Source organism: Candidatus Bathyarchaeota archaeon (assembly GCA_026014725.1).
Classification (GTDB): domain Archaea; phylum Thermoproteota; class Bathyarchaeia; order Bathyarchaeales; family Bathycorpusculaceae; genus Bathycorpusculum.
The window spans coordinates 111,867-129,556 of record JAOZHV010000026.1 but is presented as its reverse complement, the minus strand read 5'-3'; the positions used below and the strand labels follow the sequence as shown (position 1 = coordinate 129,556).

The window sequence follows — 17,690 nt, the reverse complement described above, 5'->3', positions numbered from 1 at the left end:
ATAACGGTGATTTTTGTGCAGAAGGTAAAGTTAGGTATCATTGGTTTGGGCTTCGTTGGTCAGCTCCATCTAAAGCATGGTCTAAAACTTGAAAACGCTACGGTTGAAGCTGTAGCGGACACTTCGCCTAAGGCTTTGCAGAAGGCAAAAGAACTCGGTGTAAAGAAAGTTTTCGTTGATTACACTGATATGCTCGCGGGTTCGCAGGTTGACGCTGTCTTGATTTCGTTGCCGACACATCTTCATCTAAAATGTGCAAGGCAAGCGGCTGAGGCTAAGAAGGATATTTTTCTGGAGAAGCCTATTGCTATTACGGTTGAGGAAGCAAAAGAAGTCATCGCGGTTGCTGAACACAACTCGGTTAAGCTGATGCTTGGTTACCCCTTGCGGTTTAATAAAAAGTTCCTTAAAGTCAAGGAGGATATGGCAAACGGCTTACTCGGCAACGTGGAGAACGCTCATGCAACCTACATAAGTTCGGGACCCTTTTTCCACAGAGCAGACGACCACACGCCTGTTCCTGTTCCTGACTGGTGGTTCAACACGGAGCTGACAGGTGGCGGAGCCCTGATGGATTTGGGCTGTCACGTGATTAACCTGCTGAGGTGGTTGTTTGGTGAAGTCGTGGACATCAAAAGCCAGTTCGGGTACAGGTTCAATATGCATTTTGAGGATTCAGCGATGTGCCTTGCAAGGTTTGCGTCGGGGTCAGTTGCCGCAATCAATGTGGGTTGGTTTTCGCAGGAGTACTTGTTTAAGGTAGATTTCTTGGGAAGCGTTAAACATGTTTCAGTTGAGCATATGCCTCCAAGTACCATATCCAATCTTTATCAGATGTTGACTAGAGGCATCAACTCTTTTACTCAGCCTCATTTCGATGAGCTTCAGTATTTTGTTGACTGCTTGATCAACGATGAAGAACCGTCGCCGACTGGGTTGGATGGGCTGAGGGATTTGGAAGCTATATCAAAGGCTTATAAAAACCAAATTATCGTGTAGCAATGCGTGTTCTGCGAGCGCCAAGAAAATTCATGGAACTCTAACAATGCCAAAGTGTATAAGAATCTGAACATATCTAATATTGAAAAGTCGGTACCTGCGCCATGGACAAAGCTTTAGAGATGGGTAAATCTTCAGCTACAGGAAGCTTCCACCTGTTAATCGGCGTAGCTGGCTCCACTGTCATCATGGCCATCGGCACCCTGATTTTAGCCGGGCTTCTCCAAGTCGATGAACTTGGCTTGTACGGCATGGCGTTAATTCCTGCTTCTATCATCAATTTCTTTAGGGACTGGGGAGTTAACTCTGCTTTAACTCAGCAGATTGCTGGGTTGAGGGCAGCAGGTAAAGATTCGCAAATTCATGATGTTATCCTCTCAGGCGTTGTCTTTGAGGTTATTAGTGGTGCAGTGCTGTCGCTGGTTTGTTTTGCTGTTGCTCAGCCTTTAGCTTTAATTCTTAGCGCGGAAAAAGCAGGGGAACTCTCAGTTTACATATCCATATTGTCGCTGTCGATTTTCGCGGGGGCTCTGCTTGCGGCGGCTGGAGGCATTTTTGTTGGTTTTGAGCGAATGAAGTTCAACAGTTTCACGCAGATTTTTCAAGCTATAGTGAAGACTGCTCTTGGTCCGCTTCTAATTGTTCTTGGTTTTGGAGTGTTCGGTGCCGTTTATGCGACGGTGGGTTCTGCTCTTGCAGGGGCTGCCATCGCTATGCTTATTGTGTATTTCTCGTTCTTTCGACCGTTGCGTAAGTGCAAAGTTGGCGAGTGCGACATAAAACAAACTTTAAAGCCGATGTTAAAGTTTGGATTACCACTCACAGTATCAACCATTGTTGTTGGTGTTCTGCCTCAGGTTTTTGCTTTTTCCATGGCTGCTTACGCAGGCGAGTGGATGATGGGCAATTATTATGCCGCCAGCTACTTTTCAGTTCTTTTAACGTTTGTTTCTTTTCCTGTTGCGACAGCTTTGTTTCCAGTTTTTTCCAAAATTAATCCTGAAAAAGAGCCAGATTTGGTCAAGACAGTTTTTGCTTCATCAGTCAAGTATACCGCTGTGCTTCTTGTGCCTGCAACGATGATTTTGGTTTCTCTGTCAACTCCGCTTGTTAACACTCTGTTTCCAAAAGAGGGCATACTGCAATCATTGTTTGTTGTTAATGCGGAACCCAAGTTTCCGTTTGCGCCTACTTTTTTGGTTCTCTCAAGCTTGGTTAACTTGCTTGTTTTAGTGGGAAATATTAGTTTAGGAACTTTCCAGACTGGTATTGGGAAAACAAATCAAGTTATGAAGCAGAGCTTGTTGTCTTTGGTTGTGGGTTTGCCGCTTGCTTACCTTATGGTAGCATACTTCTATTCGCTGGGCGGCGGAAACCTTCAGGCATCAGCGTATTTTGCGGTGATTGGCGGTCAAATCGGTTCGATTATCGCAACCACTCCTAACGTGGCTTGGGGGCTTATTTGGATTTGGAGACACTACCATGTTAAGGCAGATTTCAACATTTCAGCAAAGATTTTTGCTGCATCGGCGCTTGCTTCAGCGGCAACTTTTCTATTCATCAGCTTTTTCAACGCTATTCCGTGGAGCGTTATGCTCGTTGCTGGCTTTGTAGTCTTTCTGCTGGTTTACTTGGCTTCTGCTCCTCTTCTTGGAGCCATCAACCAGACGGATATTGAAAATTTCAGAGCCATGTTTTCGGGGCTGGGCATAATTTCAAAGATTTTGAGCTTGCCCCTGCTGTTTATGAGTAAAATGTGTATTTGCCGAGTTAACGTTGCCAAGAAACTCTTAACCAACGGCAAATAAGGCTCATAAACTTGAGATAACGCTTTTCATATTTCCATTAAACTTTTTTCATTGTTAGTTAAAGGGATTAATTTGTGATGCCGAAAATACCTAAAAGAGTTAACCCTGCAGGCGCGATTGCAGGTGTATTTCTAGCCATTGGGGTTCTCTTGCTTGTTTTTGCAGTGTTCCTTGAACAACAGGTCATCGCTTTTATCGGATTGGGGTTTACATTTTGGGGTGCCATCTTCGCCCTTACAAGAAGCAACAGGTATGTTGAGGGTATCCTTCTTGATAGCACCGCAGAATCAACTTACACCACAATCGACAGAATGGTTAACGATTTAACGTTCACCAAGCAAGGATACTACATTCCAGCTTACCCCAGAGATGTCTCCCTGCCAGACTACCTCAAAACGCTAAAGGAACCAGTTGTTTTCATTTCAGCTCCATCCTTGAATGGAACGCCCTCAGTTGACGAATTAGCTCAAGGAAAATTCCTCTCAACAAGAAGTCAAGGAATATTCATCATCTCGCCAGGTGCTGGGCTCTTAGCACAGATGGAAAAACAGGTGCAACTTGACTTTAGCAAGATTAGTCTCCAAGAGCTTGCCGAGGTTTTGCCTCGCCTACTTACTGACGTTTTCACTTTAGCTAAAACCGCTGACTTAAAACTCACTGAGAACGGAGCAGTTTTCAAAGCGACTGGTATCGTTTATGAAAGCCTCTATCATGCTCAGCCGCCTCTTAAGAGCGTCAACATATTAGGTTGCCCCGTGGTAAGCGCTGTTGCCAGCGCGCTAGCCAAGACTTCCCAAAAGATGGTTGTCATTAGCGAACAGGTGCTGTCGCCGAACATTTGTGGGGTGAATGCGACCTTTAACTTTGTAGGTGGTAGTCAATGATGTTTCCTCTTTCGATAGCTGATGTTAGCCTCTGGCTTGCGGTCACCGCTATCATACTCTTAATTGCCTCCGAATTGATACTCTCCAGTCCAGAGTATTCAGCGAGGATTCTACTTGACAAGCGCCTTCTGCGGTTAAGCGCCATCGGATGCGGCGTAGCTTTTTCTGTCACAGTTGTCATGCGAATTATGAACATTTCTTGAAGCTTGTGCAGTAAAACCGCTGTTATATGCAAGCAGATTCTCTCAATCAGGCTGCCGTGTGTTCGTTAGTTTTTCTGGCAACCAGCCGTGTTGCGACTAACGCTCACCTAAACTTGACCCCAACTATACCCATACACTTAATAGCAGAATAGAAGTTGATTTTTGGAGTCTAAAGGAGGAACACTGCTTCGTTCGCTGTCGGACACATGGCAATCGCTTATCTGCTAGGTAAAGGCTCCGCAAAACTACTGCATGTAAAACCAAACATACCTGCGCTATTGGTTCTCTCTTTACTGCCTGACGCAGACATAATCTATGACTTTTTAACTCACTCGGAAATACATAGGGGACCAACCCACTCCATAGTAGTTGCGCTTATCGTTTTCATTCCACTCTTCACTATTTACCGCAAAAAAGCAGTCCCCTACTTCTTAGCCCTAATATCCCATGCAGCAATAGCTGACTTCCTAATTGCTGGACAACTGCAACTGCTCTGGCCTCTTTCAACAACCGAATTCGGACTCAACGAGATATCATCAATTTACATTAACATTTTCAGCCCAGTAAACATAGCACTCGAACTTATCCTGTTTCTTGCTGCAACCGCTGTCTTGTACAAAACGGGCGACTGGAGAGTCTTCTTTAGAGCCGATAAAACAAACCTTGTCCTGATTATCCCGATTGTGACGGTTCTTTTGCCGAGCACAATCGGCTACCCATTTACGCAACCATTGCTCTTAACTGTACCGCTGCTTGCGTTTGCACACCTCTTCTACCTTGTACTTTTTTGTATAGCAGTGCTAAAAACTCTCTCAAACATGTTCAAACAACAAAGCATACCACAAAAAACCGCAACCGCAAACGGCAACAGCACAAAAACCTAACAGAACTATTGACAACTGCTTGCACAAACTCCACAACCAGCTTTCAACCCAAAACAAACGCAGAAGACAAAACACAACGTTCTGGCATCAAGCACTGCTTGTTGTTGTAACGGGGGAGGGGTCTACTCAACAACAACTAGAAAAAACAAAGACGATACGCTTATATCTCCCGCTTAAATGTGATAGTGAACACCAACATATATTAAAACCAAAAACAATGGATTGATGGACCAACATGGTTAGAAAAGCACGAATACGCCTCACAAGCACAGACTACACCAAACTAGAAGACGTCTGCGGAGAACTCAAAAGCATAGCACAAAAAACAGGCGTGAAAATGAACGGTCCAGTACCGCTACCAACTAAACGACTCAAAGTCCCAGTTCTCAAAGCACCCTCAGGCTCAGGCACCGCAACATGGGACAAATGGGAAATGCGCATCCACAAACGCCTAATCGACATCGACAGTGAGGAACGCGTCATGCGAAGAATCATGCGTATCCGTGTACCAGAAGAAGTCCATGTAACCATCGAACTTATCTAAACATCCAAACAAACTAATTTTCAACCAACCTTTTCATTCTTCAAACCATCTTAGCAAACACCTTAAATCAACCCACCGCAAACTCAAACACCACAGAGGTGAAAACAATGAAAGAATGGCGATGCATAATCGTCGGACACCACGAACACATCGGCCAAGCAATCCAAGAATGGGAAAAACAAGGCTGGAAACTCCACACTTACAGTGCAGCGGGCATGGGCGGAACCTACAACTACACCGTCAACCACTACCTACTTTTCGTAAGAGGCGAATAAACACCGTATTTTTAGATAAACAAGAAAGTAATTATCGTCAAAACAAGACTGGGAACAAAGACCAAAGCCCAAAGTTTTTTATTCAAACTAAAAATCTTATAGCCATCCAAGACGCCGAACGGAATCAGATTAAACAGCGCCATAAAAGCGTTAATGTAGGCACAGAAAAGAAAGACCAATCCCCATTCTAGACTTATAGGCAATATGAAAGCTAACCCGACAAACACTACTGAATAAACAAGATTAGTGATTGGCCCCGCTAGAGAAATCTTTAACAAATCATCCCTCTTTTGTAGCGTCCCTCCAATCATCATAGCACCAGGAGCAATCATCCGAAACGGCAGAAAAATCGAAGCAAACGTCAAAACTGCACCCCAAGTCGTCAAACGAAACTCAGCCCACAAACCCCGCTTTTGAGCCATAATTTTATGGCCTATTTCATGGGTTAAAAAAGACGCCACCATCACAACCGCAAAAAAAGCCATCATACCTAAAGTCCATGTAAAACTGAAACCACCAAAAAAGTTGCCATAAAACCCGATTGAAAAACCAATGCCCACAACCAGCAAAGCCGCAACCGCTATGTGCTTAACCTCTTTTTGACTAAAGTTAACCCGATACTGCCGCTTAAACGGCTGCTGACCAAAAACGTAACTGTAATTATAAGAATTATACCCTTGTTGCGTCATCACCTGCTCACGCTTCTGAGCACGAGCAGCAGCAATTCCGGGGCACGCATGACTTTCAGGTAAACGGTGTACACTACAAAACTGTCCACCGCAAAATGGACAACGAAACGGCATCATGGTTTCTTGTGCACACACTTGGCAGTTCATGAGAGCCTGCGCCTTGCAAAGTAAGGCGCACCATTGAGGTTTATATTTTTCCCTAATTTTCCCCCAAAAACTCAGATTAGCATAAACCCTTTAAAACAACCAAACCATAACAGCAAAGGAAGGGAAACATGAGGGAGCCGCAGCCAACTTGAAGCCGTTTAGCTTTGTCCACGCTTCAGACCTGCACTTGGGCTATTCGCAGTACGGCTTAGAGGCAAGAAGGCAAGACTTCGACAAAGCATTCCAAGAACTCGTGGACAAAACAATCGGGCTAAAACCTGACTTCATGATAATCGCAGGTGACCTGTTCCATCATGCAAGACCCTCAAACGTCACCTTAGAGAATACGATTCGAACCTTCAAGCGGCTCAAAGACGCCAACATTCCAGTCTTAACCGTTGACGGTTCACACGATTCTGCACCTAACACAATAACCAGCACAATTCTCTATCCGCTTGACAGCGCAGGATTAATACATCACCTGCCAAGGCACACTGGCGCATGCTGGCAAAAAACAGACTGCTGCTACGTTTACGGCATACCAAACTACCATAACAGACACAGAACTCAAGAAGCACTGCCAAAATTCTTTGCAGAAAATCCGCCGACACCGAAAGATGGAATCGCTAACATTTTTGTTTTCCACGGCGCTGTGGATTTACCAAGCGTTAAACCACCTTACATAGAAGCAGAGATTTCTCCTGAACAGTTGCCTGAAGGCTTCTGTTATTATGCGGCTGGACATGTGCACGAGCATTATTTGGACAAGTTCAAAACTGGCTATTTGGCTTATAGCGGCTGCACTGAAACGGCTGATTACAGGGAAGCCAAATGCACCAAAGGCTTCTACCACGTGCATGTCAACGAAAAAGGGCAGGTGAAACCAGAATTTATAGCGTTAACGGCTGGTCGCAAATTCGTAATTATCGAAGAAGACTTCTCTGGGATGCCATCCGCAAAAATCACCGAGTTAGCCGCTCAAATGGTCAAAGACGCTGACTCAGATGGAGCAGTGCTGATTCCGCTTTTGAAAGGCACATTGCCAGCAGAAGCAAACAGGGGAGAAATCGACATTGGAAAAATCCGAAATGCTGCTGAAAAAGCCCTGCTTGTCCACCCAATCGTGCTGCTAAAGGAAACAGCCGTTGCAGACGAGATTGTACGCTCGATTTTTGAGAGCGAATTCAAGGATATAAAAACCAAATCTTTTGAGTATTTCTTGCAAATATTTATGGAGCGTTACGGACGCGAAGAAGCGGATAAAATCGCTCGTGGCGCACTCAGCCTTATCGAGCCTTTAACTCGCAAGCAGGACGAGAAGGTCAAGCAAACAATCGAGGAGTTGATCCGATGAAGATTGAAATCGTCCAGCTAGAAAACATCCGAAGCCACGTCAAATCAACAGTACCCTTTACCCGAGGGTTTAACTGTCTTGTTGGCGGATTAGGCTGCGGAAAATCAAGCGTTCTCTATGCAATTGATTTTGCCTTTTTCGGCGACTCAATTAGTAGAAGTTTTGAGTATCTTTTACGTGAGGGAGCTGACGCATGCCGAGTCACGGTTCAGTTCTCCCAAAACGGCAACACCTACAAACTAATTCGTGGTCTAAAAAGAAAAGGCAAAGGAATCAGTCAGGACTTTGAAGCCCTCAAACTCTACGAGAACGATAAGCTTGTTGCCAGCATGAAAACCGAAGCCATAAACGAACAGTTCAAGGCAATTACTGGCTTGGACAGAGACCTTTACCGCGAAATCGTTTGGTTTAGACAAGAACATCTAAAAGAACTGCTTGATGCGGCACCACGCGACAGGCAAAGACGCTTAGATGAGCTATTTGGTTTGTCTGATTACGAAGTAGCTTGGAGCAACATTGCACAGTACCAGCGGGACTTTGAGACCGAGAAGAGGGTTTACGAGAAAGACCCGGATGTCAACAGTTTAGAAAAACTCAGCGCCGAATACAACAGGGCAAGCGAGGAATTCGCACTCTTAGAGATGGATTTGGAGAATTCAACACAGAAACTAGCTGTTACTAAGAGGGCATTGGATGAAGCAGATTTGAAGCTAAAGCGGTTGGAAGAGAGAAAACTGGCTGTGGAAGAACTTAAACGAAAAGAAGCAAAGCTCCTCGCTAACATTGCAAATATGGCTACAACCTTGGCTTCTTTAACCCAGCGCATAGAGGGCAAAAAAAGTATCGTGGATAACCTGCGTCAGCGCCAGAACTCGCTGGATTCCCAGATGAAACTTTGCCTTAGTAAGCTTGAGCAAGCAGGATTGCCTACTAACCAGTCGCTTGAACAGTTAGGTGCAAGCTTAGCGGCTTTTGATGACAAGATTAGTAGCTTAAAAGCTGAGCAAGAAGCTACTTCGCGCAGTTTGCAGACTGACCAGAAAAGAGCAGTGTCCTTAGCTGAGAAGAGCGAGTGCCCACTTTGTATTCAGCCCTTAACTGGCGAGTACAAGACAGGCTTGCTTGAGCGAATAAAGCAGGAGAATGCAGAGCGAGAAAGGATAATTGGTCAATTAGGTTCTCAAATTTCCAGTTTGCAACAATCAAAGTCTTTAGCGTCGGAAGCTTTCTCTAGTTTGCAGACATGCATTACTAAAGCTGACGATGTCAAGTTGAGAATAATTGAAGAGGAGAATAACCTCAAAAGTTTAGCAAGCGAGTTAGAAGAACAGCGCAAGCTTGAAGCAGATTTTCGTTCGCAATTAGAAGCTGTGCAGTTTGAAATCGCCAAATTTGATTTGACAGCGGTTCAAGTTGCAAAGGATTGCAAAGAACAAGCGGTCAAGCAGTTTTATGCTTTAGAATCAGATTTGCGCACCAAGGAAAACCGCAAAAAAGATGTTCAAAGACGCTTGGATGACATCAGCGAACGCATCAACATCGCACAGCAAAAGCTTGAACGGGTCGAAAAGATTCGCCGAACTTTGGATGTTTTGGGTGCTATTCGTGATGCTTATCGTAGTATTCAGCCTAAGCTTCGGGCTGAGTTTGTGAAGGTTTTGCGTAATTTTGTTCAGCAGGTGCTTGATAGTTTGGTTGGTGGAGAAGCACCGTTGCTAAACGTGGTTATCGATGAGAGTTACACGCCTTACGTGAAGAACGAAAGTGGCGTTGACCGCGAAGTAAGCAACCTCTCTGGTGGTGAACGGACGCTTCTGGCATTTGCTTACCGTTTAGGCTTGGGGCAACTTATTATGCAGTCGAGAACTGGGCATGGCTTGAGCATACTGGTGCTAGATGAGCCTACTGAAAACTTGGGCAGTGAAGATGGCAGCATAGAGAGGTTAGCTGAAGCCATCAGCAGATTCAAAGCAATCGAACAAATAATCGCTGTAACGCACAGTGAAGCGTTTGCAGCCAAGGCTGAACACGTTGTGGTTTTAGAGAAAGAGGCTGGAATCAGCAAAATCTCAATCGAGAAATAATGGTAGCTTGATGTTTTTTAACTTTCTAAAGCTACTTTTACTCAGTCTTATTATATGGCTCTCTTAACGAGTTGGCATTGATAAACAATTCTCTTAATTGCTCGTCGCTTGCTCCCTTTCGAATCGGCGTCAAAATATCTGTTAGATTGTCGTTTCTCATTAAACATGGCTTTAATTTGCCATCACTGGTGACGCGCATGCGAGTGCAGTGCATGCAAAAATCACTGTTCTCGATGGGTTTTACAACCTCAACGGTTGCGTTTGGCAAATGGTAGATGAGACGGTTATGCATAAACGGTCTCTTCTCCACACTAACAGCTTTCTCTTTGAGCATTGCCTCTTGCTCGTCTAAACTGCGGTGATGCGCTGAGTAGTACTTGTCGCTAACGTTTATGGGGTCAAGTTCAATGAGTTGTAAAACCACGCTGTTGCGTCCAGCGTACTCTATCATTTCAGGCACATCATTGACATTAACGTCTTTTAAGACGACCATGTTGAGTTTCACTGGGCAAAAACCTGCCTCAATAGCAGCGCTCACGCCTGCCAATGCATCTTCTAGCTTTCCGCCTGACACCTTTCGGTATGTCCCTTGATTCAATGAAGGCAAGCTGATGTTTACTCGCCTAAGACCGCTTTCGCGTAGTTTTTTAGCCATACCTCCGCCAAGCAACAACCCATTAGTAGTTAACGACAAATCCCTCAAGCCTGGCACTGCCGCTATGCCCGCGATGATTTCCGGGAGATCTTTTCGCATGAGCGGTTCTCCGCCAGTTAACTTTACCCTAGAAATGCCCAAACCGATGGCGATTTTGGCTATGCGCACGATTTCTTGGGCTGTCATTTTCTCTGCTGAGCGGTTGGCACGTTGCACTTCACCTTCCCTGTGGCAATATACACATTGATTGTTGCACCGCTGGGTTATCGAAATTCGAAGATTAAGTAGAGGTCTGCCACAGTTATCTTTTAAACTCATTTTTCCCCGTTATTCCCGTGCGTGCTTAACGATGTGAGGAGCCTCGGGCAAAATAAGCATTTCGACCGAAACTTTAACAGCGTCAGGGGAACCTGGGATACAAAACAACGCTTTACCCTTAGCAACCCCTGCAGTAGCGCGGGACATAACCGCGGCAGAACCGACCCTGTCATAGCTTATGCGCCTGAAGAATTCGCCAAACCCTGGCAAGGTCTTATCAAAAAAGGGCGAAACCGTTTCAATCGTAATATCGGTAGGCGTTATGCCTGTGCCGCCTGAAAAGATTGCAACGTCTAATTCAGGCAAGCCTAAAACGTACATGACAGCGTCTTGAATCATGGTTTCGTTGTCAGCGATAATTTTTTTGAACAAGACTTTGTGTCCAGCGCCCTTTAGCATTTCAACCAAAGTGTCACCAGAAACATCGCTCGCCACTGGTTCGCCTTTTTCCATTTGGTTGTAGCGTGAGGTGCTACAGATGTAGATACCGAAATTCAATTTTTTAGCTGCTTTGGCTTTGTGCTGTTTAGAAGTTTCACTCATCGCTTACACCTGCTTGAACTTGCGTACAACATGAATGTTGCCAATGCTTGTTGAGGGGTATTGCCCTTCTGAGTCTTTTTCATACTGCTTAGTCATGTCCCAAACCGTCAGCAAAGCCACCGAGACCGCTGTTAACGCTTCCATCTCCACGCCTGTTTGAGCTTTGGTTTTAACTGTGGCTGAAGCCTCAACAGTAAACTTGTCTGAAACTTTAACGTCCACTTCCACGTTAGTCAATGGCAACGGATGACATAGCGGAACTAATTCGCTTGTTTTTTTGGCAGCAAGCACACCCGCAATCTTCGCAGTATAGAGGGGGTCACCTTTGGCAATTTTGCCTTTTTTTATCAAATCAATTGTTTCAGCTTTCAACTTTATAGTTCCAGACGCAGAGGCTTCTCTGAAAATCTGTGATTTTCCCGAGACATCAACCATAGCCAACTTGGTTTCCTTCCTGACAGCGTTATGTTCCTTTGAATACTTGGTTTTTCTTGCTTTTATTCATTAATGCAGTTATATGTTGGGTACAAAGAAAGCATAGAGAAGTTATCGTTTAGCTTTTGTGGGCATATTTGTATCCTATTAGGATATCTATGCAGAAACCTATAGGGGGTAGGTGCTATTGGCGCAAAACCAGCACAAAAGAATGTTGAAATCGCTACTTTATATAGGGGGATAGGGTCTATGGCAGAGCAACAAAAACTTTTACAACATAGCGCCTATATAATAGGGGGGCTATAGAAAAAAATTGCATGTGCCCTCAAACTCAGTGCCGTAGCGCAATTATTCTACGTAGATTGCTGGTTGATACGGCATAGCCATCACCGAACGATGCTTTGGGTCATAGCGTTCTTTATCGTTCTCGCCATACACTGACACTTCAGCGTTGAATCGTTCCCGCAAAAAGCCAACTGCATCTTGCAAAATTGCTTTTTCATCAACAGCCCCAATTTTTTGCATGTTAATTTTCCGTTCACCAGACACTTTAGTTAAATTCTTTAGTATCCTTGGAACAATGCCTGCAACATCCTTCATGTGAGGTTTCAAGTCAGGTGCAGAAGCGAATTCTCTCATTAACTCGCTAATTTTAGCCTCACCAGCCACAGCCTTCTCTAAAACCTTAAGGTAAACCTGCCACTTCCATGGTGCGGCAGTAAAGTAGCAAATGCGTTTTGGCGCAATCTTCATCGCCTTCAAAATGTTGGTTGTATCAGACATTACATCAACAACCAAGTTCTCCTGCTCCTCAGCAGCCACATCCACCTTACCAGCATCAAACACAGGCCACGAAGCAACACTGATGAAACCTTGCTCACCAGTTTGGCTCCAAAGCTCCTCACAAAGGAAAGGCGCAAACGGCGCAAGCAACCTAAGCCAAACCTTCACCGCCCAACCAAGCGCTTTCGCTTCAGTGTTGCCTTTGCGTTGTATGTACCAGCGTAAATCATTCCACGTCTCAAACAAAGCAACCTGCAAAGCAGTTCGAGTCTTAAGCTCAGCCAAACTTTCAGTAACCAATTTAATTCGGTACTGAAGCCTGCTCTGCAACCACCGCTCCAACGGCGTGTTCTCTTCCCTTTTTGCAGATGCTAGTACGCCGCTAACAAAACTCAGCAACCCCTCAAACTTGCTCTGCAAATCCCTGACGTTTTCTGCACGCCAATCAGGGTCATCCATGCCCTCAGCACCCAACAGCAATGCGCAACGAGTAGCATCAGCACCATACTTCTCAACCGCACCCTTCATCGTAACGAAATTGCCCTTGCTCTTGTGCATTCCTTGCCCTTCAACCATAAGCATGCCGTTAACACCGATGGCTTTGGGCCAATGTTGAGGCGGAAACAGCGCCGCGTGATGGAAAATGCAAAAAGTCAAATGATTTGGCACAAGCTCTTTGGCAGAGTTCCGCAAATCAAAGGGATACCAATACAAGAATTCTTTACGCATCTCATCCAACACGTCTGCACTAATGCCGACTTCCGCTGAAAGCTTTTCACGTTCCCCTTTTCCATAGAAAATATAATCAAAGACTTCAGGAGTTAACGATTCAGGCTTAATGTTATTTTGTCTGATGTGTTTGTTTACAGTGTAAAATGACATGTAAACTGTAGAATCGCTTAGCGTTTCAATAATCCAGCCTTTCCCCCAAGGCAGTGGCGTTCCAAAACCCGTCGTTCGGGCACAAGCCCACTCACGAAGCCAATCAATCACCGTGTTAAACCATGGCTTGGCAGAATCAGGATAAATCGCCATCTGAGCCACCACTTCTTTGGCTTTGCTCTTCCACTCCTCGTCGGAATAGTTGAGGAACCACTGGTCAGAGAGAATCTTAACAATGCACGGAGTCATGCAACGGCAAACCACAGCCTCAGGCAAATCGTACATGCTGTCGGCAACGCCGAGCTTGCGAAAATCGGCAATAAGCGCGTCCTTGGCTTCTCGAATAGTCTTGCCAGCGTAAGGTCCACAGTTCTCTTTTAGCACTCCGCCATGGAACTCTTTCTTGTACAACTCCTTAGTGGCTTCATCCGCTTTCGGGTCATTTTGGTCTTTAATGCCCATCTGCTCAACGATTTCAACTGCTGGGAACTCACCGAATCCTTCAACTTTGATGATTGAAATGGGTTTAATGTGCTCTACAACTGTTGGGTCCACACCGAACTGTGAAAGAACAGCTGGCTTTTCCTGCAAGTCCTTAAGCGCCAACCAATCGTATGGTGCATGCGCTGGAACACTATAAACCACTCCTGTAGCAGTTTTAGGGTCAACAAACCAGCCTGGCAAAATCGGAAACTTGCCCTTAGTTATAGGATTTTCAAAGGTTTTGCCGATGAGCTCCTTGCCCTTAAATGAACGTTTTATCTCAATTTTTCGCTCTTGCTCTTTAAGTTTTTCAGCGGCTTCTTGACTAACTATCCATTTCTCACCGTTCACAGACGCTTCAACATAAGTGGCGTCAGGGTTAATCCACATGTTAGTTATTCCATAGATTGTTTCAGGACGGAAAGTTGCCGCCGGCAAAAATGTTTTCTCATCAAGCTTATACTTGATTAGCGTATACTCTTCAGGCGTTACGCCTTCACCGACTTGACGGTCATGGTCGCCAGTTGGGCTTTGGTCTTTGGGGCACCAAACCACAGGATGCGTTCCACGAGTCACATAGCCTTTTTCTTTGAGGTTCTTGTACTGCCACTCAATAAACTTCTGATAAGTCGGCATTACCGTGGTGAATTCACGCCGCCAATCCACTGAGAAACCGATGCTTTTTGCTACTAATCTGCCCTCGTTAGTGTAATACTGAGCCATATACAATGGATCAACAAACTTTTCAAGCTCCGCCTCTGGCACGCCGTCAACCTCTCGAAGCACTTTGATGTAGGCTTCGTCGCCTCTGGCAACACGTTGACTGGCACCCAACAATGGCTGTCCTGTCCAATGCCAACCCCACGGCCAAAGAACATTGTAACCCTGCATTCGCTTGAACCGCGCATAAGCGTCTACACGGGAAGCAGTGAACGCATGTCCAACGTGCAAAGGCCCGTTCATGTAGGGATAAGGAAAAGTCACCATTATTTTCTGTCTTTTTGGGTCTGGGTCAGCTTCGAAAATGTGTGCGGCTTCCCATTTGGCTTGCCATTTTTGCTCCATTTGATTGGTTTGGCTCATGAAACCTTTTGATTAAAGCCTAAGCTATTAAGAGTTTTGCTTTTCACTTAAGAGGCGGAATTACGAAATGATTGGTTTTTTAAGCAATAACCATCATAAAAGTAATCATGACATCAAATACATTAATGATTATATCTGAGCTTCAGCGAAGAAGCAAAAAAGGACTTGATTATGCCAAACAAACGATGCGGCAAGAAAGTATACGAGACCAAACTATACATGATGCCCTCGAACACTATCTTGAGAATTGGAATGACTATACCCATTCAGGCTTGTTTTCATTGGCATGCGAAGCGGTTGGAGGCAACTTGGATGCTGCTGTACCTGTTCAAGCAAGCCTTTCTATGATTGCTGCCGCCTTTGATCTCCATGACGACATAATTGACAAGTCCAGTACAAAAAACGGGAAAACCACAGTCTATGGCAAATTTGGTGCCGAAACAACGCTTCTTTTGGGCAACGCTTTCATTTTAGAAGGCTTTGCTCTTCTTGGAAACGCAATGCTGAACCTTAAAACAGAAAAATTAGGTGAATTATTTCGCATCGTTAAAAACAGCTTGTTTGACATTGGTAACGCGCATGCCTTGGAGTTGAGCCTTCGTGGAAACGCTGAGGTGGATGCTGACCAATACTGGAATATTATTAACGATAAAGCGGCTAGCATAGATGCGGATATGCGTATCGGCGCAATTATCGGCGGCGGAACAGAAAAAGAAGTGCAAGCACTAGCGAGATACGGTCGTATTATTGGAATACTGACTATCTTAAGAGAAGAATTCATTGACATCTTCGAAATAGACGAATTAACCCAACGAAGCAACGTGAAAAGCTTACCCATACCAATCTTGTTAGCTCTAAATGACCCGGCCACAAAAATCCAGATAAACCAACTTCTTTCCAAAAATGTGCTGACAAGTGAGGATGTAGACAACCTTTTAGATCTGCTTTACTCAACCAAAGAAATCACTCAAACAAAGATCAAAATGAGTAGCTTGCTCACCGAAGCAATTGCTATAGCATCACAGCTACAAAATCAAAAGAATATAATAATAACTATACAACTAAATGAACTAGCCAATTCTCTACTTGAAGACCTTTAAGGTTTTTATGGTGGAAGGGCACGGATTGGAGTGTTTCTCTTCATTTTCCTCTCTCCTCTTGTATCTTTGTTCTACTGTTCTACACAACTACTATTTAAGTTTTTGCAGGTTTTCAATTTTGAAGCTTTTTAACTTTTCGTTAAACAATAATGCTTTATTCTAGAAGCGCTGAAATATCGAATATGAAAGTGCAATCGCCTGTCAATTTCAGCTGGAAGAAAGCTTGGAAAGAGTTCGCTCCAGCTTTTGTTGTGGTTGTTAATACGCTTGTATGGTATATTATTAGTTATGTTATTCTCAACAGTATTATTGGAGAAAGCGCGCCGGAGTTACAGGGACTATTTTTCTTAGTTTACTACATTGCCATTGCTCTTTCAGCCATAATTGGGGCTTATATTTTGCCCCGTGCAGAACGGCTCGGGCTAGCTTTATGGATGTTATTTGGGGCTCTTGTGTCTTCATTAATGATTTTTATTCAATCAAGTAATGAATTAGTTACTTTGATAATCTTAGTGTTGTTAGGCGTATCGGTAGGAAGCGGGCTTCCATCAGCTTTGGCCTATTTTGCCAATAGAACTGCCATAGAGAAACGGGGTCTTTTGGGCGGCATAATATGGAGCGCAATTGGCTTCATTATTTTGCTGCTACTTGTCGTGGTAGGTATCTTCGGGGTCACTCTTGGTTTGTTAACGCTTGTTGCTTGGCGATTATCAGGATTTGTTTTGTTTTTACTCCTTGACAGAAAACAGGCTATTTCAAGTGGTCACGCTACCCCGAGTTACCGCAATATCTTAAAGAGGAGAGATGTTTTACTGTATTTATTACCTTGGTTAATGTTTTCTATTGTAAATTTCATTGAAACACCACTTTTGGATAATATTATGGGACAAGAATTGACCACAACCCTTGGTCTAATTGAGTTTGTAATCTTGGGAATTTTTGCTATTATCGGTGGCTTTATGGCGGATGCTTTTGGAAGGAAAAGGGTCGTTATTACTGGTTTTGTTTTACTGGGGATTAATTATGCTTTGCTCTCTGTATTCTCTGGGAACCCAATATCTTGGTATGTATATACCTTTCTTGATGGTGTGACATGGGGTATGTTCGCTGTTGTATTTTTCATGGCTGTGTGGGGTGACTTGGCTATGGATTCAAGAAAAGAGAAGTACTATGTCTTGGGTGGTCTGCCTTATCTTTTGTCAGGCTTACTGCCCATATTAGTCCAGCCTTATGTGGTGTCAGTAGAGCCGAGTATGGCATTTTCACTGGCTAGTTTCTTTTTGTTCATTGCAGTTTTGCCCCTAATTTATGCTCCTGAAACTTTACCTGAAAAACATGTGAAAGAGCGAGATTTGAAAAACTATATCGAGAAAGCAAAGAAGATGGTTGAAAAAAACAAAAAAACAAGTGAAAATGAAGATAGTTCGGAATCAAAATCAGATGATCAAACAGAGAATAATAGTGAAGAATATGATAAAGCTAAGAAGTTGGCAGAACAATACTATTAAACAAGGGTACATTTGATTTAGATTCATGT

The 17,690-nt window shown here is 44.2% G+C and carries 16 protein-coding genes; 11 read left to right on the top strand and 5 right to left on the bottom strand.

Going from position 1 to position 17,690, the window contains the following annotated elements:
• The first annotated feature begins 15 nt into the window (after positions 1–15).
• The 7 genes from NWE95_04700 (at position 16) to NWE95_04670 (ending at position 5,597) form a co-directional block, all read left to right on the top strand.
• Positions 16–999 (top strand): Gfo/Idh/MocA family oxidoreductase, encoded by a 984-nt coding sequence (locus NWE95_04700; protein ID MCW4003196.1) that lies wholly within the window; start codon positions 16–18, stop codon positions 997–999.
• Positions 1,000–1,103: 104 nt separating this feature from the next.
• Positions 1,104–2,807: an oligosaccharide flippase family protein gene (locus tag NWE95_04695; GenBank protein ID MCW4003195.1), complete on the top strand. Its 1,704-nt coding sequence runs from the start codon at positions 1,104–1,106 to the stop codon at positions 2,805–2,807.
• A 74-nt stretch (positions 2,808–2,881) separates the two neighbouring features.
• Positions 2,882–3,691 carry a hypothetical protein gene (locus NWE95_04690; GenBank protein ID MCW4003194.1) on the top strand — a complete coding sequence of 270 codons (810 nt, stop codon included), beginning with the start codon at positions 2,882–2,884 and terminating at the stop codon, positions 3,689–3,691.
• Positions 3,688–3,894, top strand: coding sequence for a hypothetical protein (locus NWE95_04685; protein MCW4003193.1), 207 nt, complete (start codon positions 3,688–3,690; stop codon positions 3,892–3,894). The genes NWE95_04690 and NWE95_04685 overlap by 4 nt, the downstream gene beginning before the upstream one ends.
• A 206-nt stretch (positions 3,895–4,100) precedes the next feature.
• Positions 4,101–4,778 (top strand): metal-dependent hydrolase, encoded by a 678-nt coding sequence (locus NWE95_04680; protein ID MCW4003192.1) that lies wholly within the window; start codon positions 4,101–4,103, stop codon positions 4,776–4,778.
• Between the two features lie 235 nt (positions 4,779–5,013).
• Positions 5,014–5,322, top strand: coding sequence for a 30S ribosomal protein S10 (rpsJ, locus tag NWE95_04675; GenBank protein ID MCW4003191.1), 309 nt, complete (start codon positions 5,014–5,016; stop codon positions 5,320–5,322).
• 107 nt (positions 5,323–5,429) lie between these two features.
• Positions 5,430–5,597 (top strand): hypothetical protein, encoded by a 168-nt coding sequence (locus tag NWE95_04670; GenBank protein MCW4003190.1) that lies wholly within the window; start codon positions 5,430–5,432, stop codon positions 5,595–5,597.
• Between the two features lie 11 nt (positions 5,598–5,608).
• Here the strand turns inward: NWE95_04670 and NWE95_04665 are convergent, their stop codons facing one another.
• Entirely contained in the window at positions 5,609–6,433 is an 825-nt protein-coding gene (locus tag NWE95_04665) for a hypothetical protein (protein MCW4003189.1), read from the bottom strand.
• Between the two features lie 148 nt (positions 6,434–6,581).
• On the opposite strand from NWE95_04665, the gene NWE95_04660 reads away from it, so the two are divergent.
• Together NWE95_04660 and NWE95_04655 are read left to right on the top strand one after the other, a co-directional pair.
• Positions 6,582–7,787, top strand: coding sequence for a DNA repair exonuclease (locus tag NWE95_04660; GenBank protein MCW4003188.1), 1,206 nt, complete (start codon positions 6,582–6,584; stop codon positions 7,785–7,787).
• Positions 7,784–9,871, top strand: coding sequence for an SMC family ATPase (locus tag NWE95_04655; GenBank protein ID MCW4003187.1), 2,088 nt, complete (start codon positions 7,784–7,786; stop codon positions 9,869–9,871). Before NWE95_04660 ends, NWE95_04655 begins: the two co-directional genes overlap by 4 nt.
• Positions 9,872–9,908: 37 nt before the next feature.
• Here the strand turns inward: NWE95_04655 and moaA are convergent, their stop codons facing one another.
• From moaA to leuS, 4 genes are all read right to left on the bottom strand, one after another.
• Complete coding sequence (gene moaA, locus NWE95_04650) at positions 9,909–10,844, bottom strand: GTP 3',8-cyclase MoaA (protein ID MCW4003186.1); 936 nt, start codon at positions 10,842–10,844, stop codon at positions 9,909–9,911.
• A 9-nt stretch (positions 10,845–10,853) separates the two neighbouring features.
• Positions 10,854–11,387 (bottom strand): MogA/MoaB family molybdenum cofactor biosynthesis protein, encoded by a 534-nt coding sequence (locus tag NWE95_04645; protein MCW4003185.1) that lies wholly within the window; start codon positions 11,385–11,387, stop codon positions 10,854–10,856.
• A 3-nt stretch (positions 11,388–11,390) separates the two neighbouring features.
• A complete protein-coding gene (moaC, locus tag NWE95_04640) occupies positions 11,391–11,888 on the bottom strand; it encodes a cyclic pyranopterin monophosphate synthase MoaC (protein MCW4003184.1) in 498 nt (165 codons plus the stop codon).
• Positions 11,889–12,170: 282 nt separating this feature from the next.
• Positions 12,171–15,053, bottom strand: a complete 2,883-nt coding sequence (leuS, locus tag NWE95_04635) for a leucine--tRNA ligase (GenBank protein ID MCW4003183.1) — start codon at positions 15,051–15,053, stop codon at positions 12,171–12,173.
• Positions 15,054–15,160: 107 nt separating this feature from the next.
• On the opposite strand from leuS, the gene NWE95_04630 reads away from it, so the two are divergent.
• Together NWE95_04630 and NWE95_04625 are read left to right on the top strand one after the other, a co-directional pair.
• Positions 15,161–16,153 (top strand): polyprenyl synthetase family protein, encoded by a 993-nt coding sequence (locus NWE95_04630; GenBank protein MCW4003182.1) that lies wholly within the window; start codon positions 15,161–15,163, stop codon positions 16,151–16,153.
• 182 nt (positions 16,154–16,335) lie between these two features.
• Positions 16,336–17,661, top strand: coding sequence for an MFS transporter (locus NWE95_04625; GenBank protein ID MCW4003181.1), 1,326 nt, complete (start codon positions 16,336–16,338; stop codon positions 17,659–17,661).
• Positions 17,662–17,690: the final 29 nt, after the last annotated feature.

Bases quoted from the DNA above. Each gene is read 5' to 3' on its own strand.
- NWE95_04695 (MCW4003195.1), top strand. From the start codon at position 1,104: ATGGACAAAGCTTTAGAGATGGGTAAATCTTCAGCTACAGGAAGCTTC.
- NWE95_04685 (MCW4003193.1), top strand. From the start codon at position 3,688: ATGATGTTTCCTCTTTCGATAGCTGATGTTAGCCTCTGGCTTGCGGTC.
- NWE95_04680 (MCW4003192.1), top strand. From the start codon at position 4,101: ATGGCAATCGCTTATCTGCTAGGTAAAGGCTCCGCAAAACTACTGCAT.
- rpsJ (MCW4003191.1), top strand. From the start codon at position 5,014: ATGGTTAGAAAAGCACGAATACGCCTCACAAGCACAGACTACACCAAA.
- NWE95_04670 (MCW4003190.1), top strand. From the start codon at position 5,430: ATGAAAGAATGGCGATGCATAATCGTCGGACACCACGAACACATCGGC.
- NWE95_04665 (MCW4003189.1), bottom strand. From the start codon at position 6,433: ATGAACTGCCAAGTGTGTGCACAAGAAACCATGATGCCGTTTCGTTGT.
- NWE95_04655 (MCW4003187.1), top strand. From the start codon at position 7,784: ATGAAGATTGAAATCGTCCAGCTAGAAAACATCCGAAGCCACGTCAAA.
- moaA (MCW4003186.1), bottom strand. From the start codon at position 10,844: ATGAGTTTAAAAGATAACTGTGGCAGACCTCTACTTAATCTTCGAATT.
- NWE95_04645 (MCW4003185.1), bottom strand. From the start codon at position 11,387: ATGAGTGAAACTTCTAAACAGCACAAAGCCAAAGCAGCTAAAAAATTG.
- leuS (MCW4003183.1), bottom strand. From the start codon at position 15,053: ATGAGCCAAACCAATCAAATGGAGCAAAAATGGCAAGCCAAATGGGAA.
- NWE95_04630 (MCW4003182.1), top strand. From the start codon at position 15,161: ATGACATCAAATACATTAATGATTATATCTGAGCTTCAGCGAAGAAGC.
- NWE95_04625 (MCW4003181.1), top strand. From the start codon at position 16,336: ATGAAAGTGCAATCGCCTGTCAATTTCAGCTGGAAGAAAGCTTGGAAA.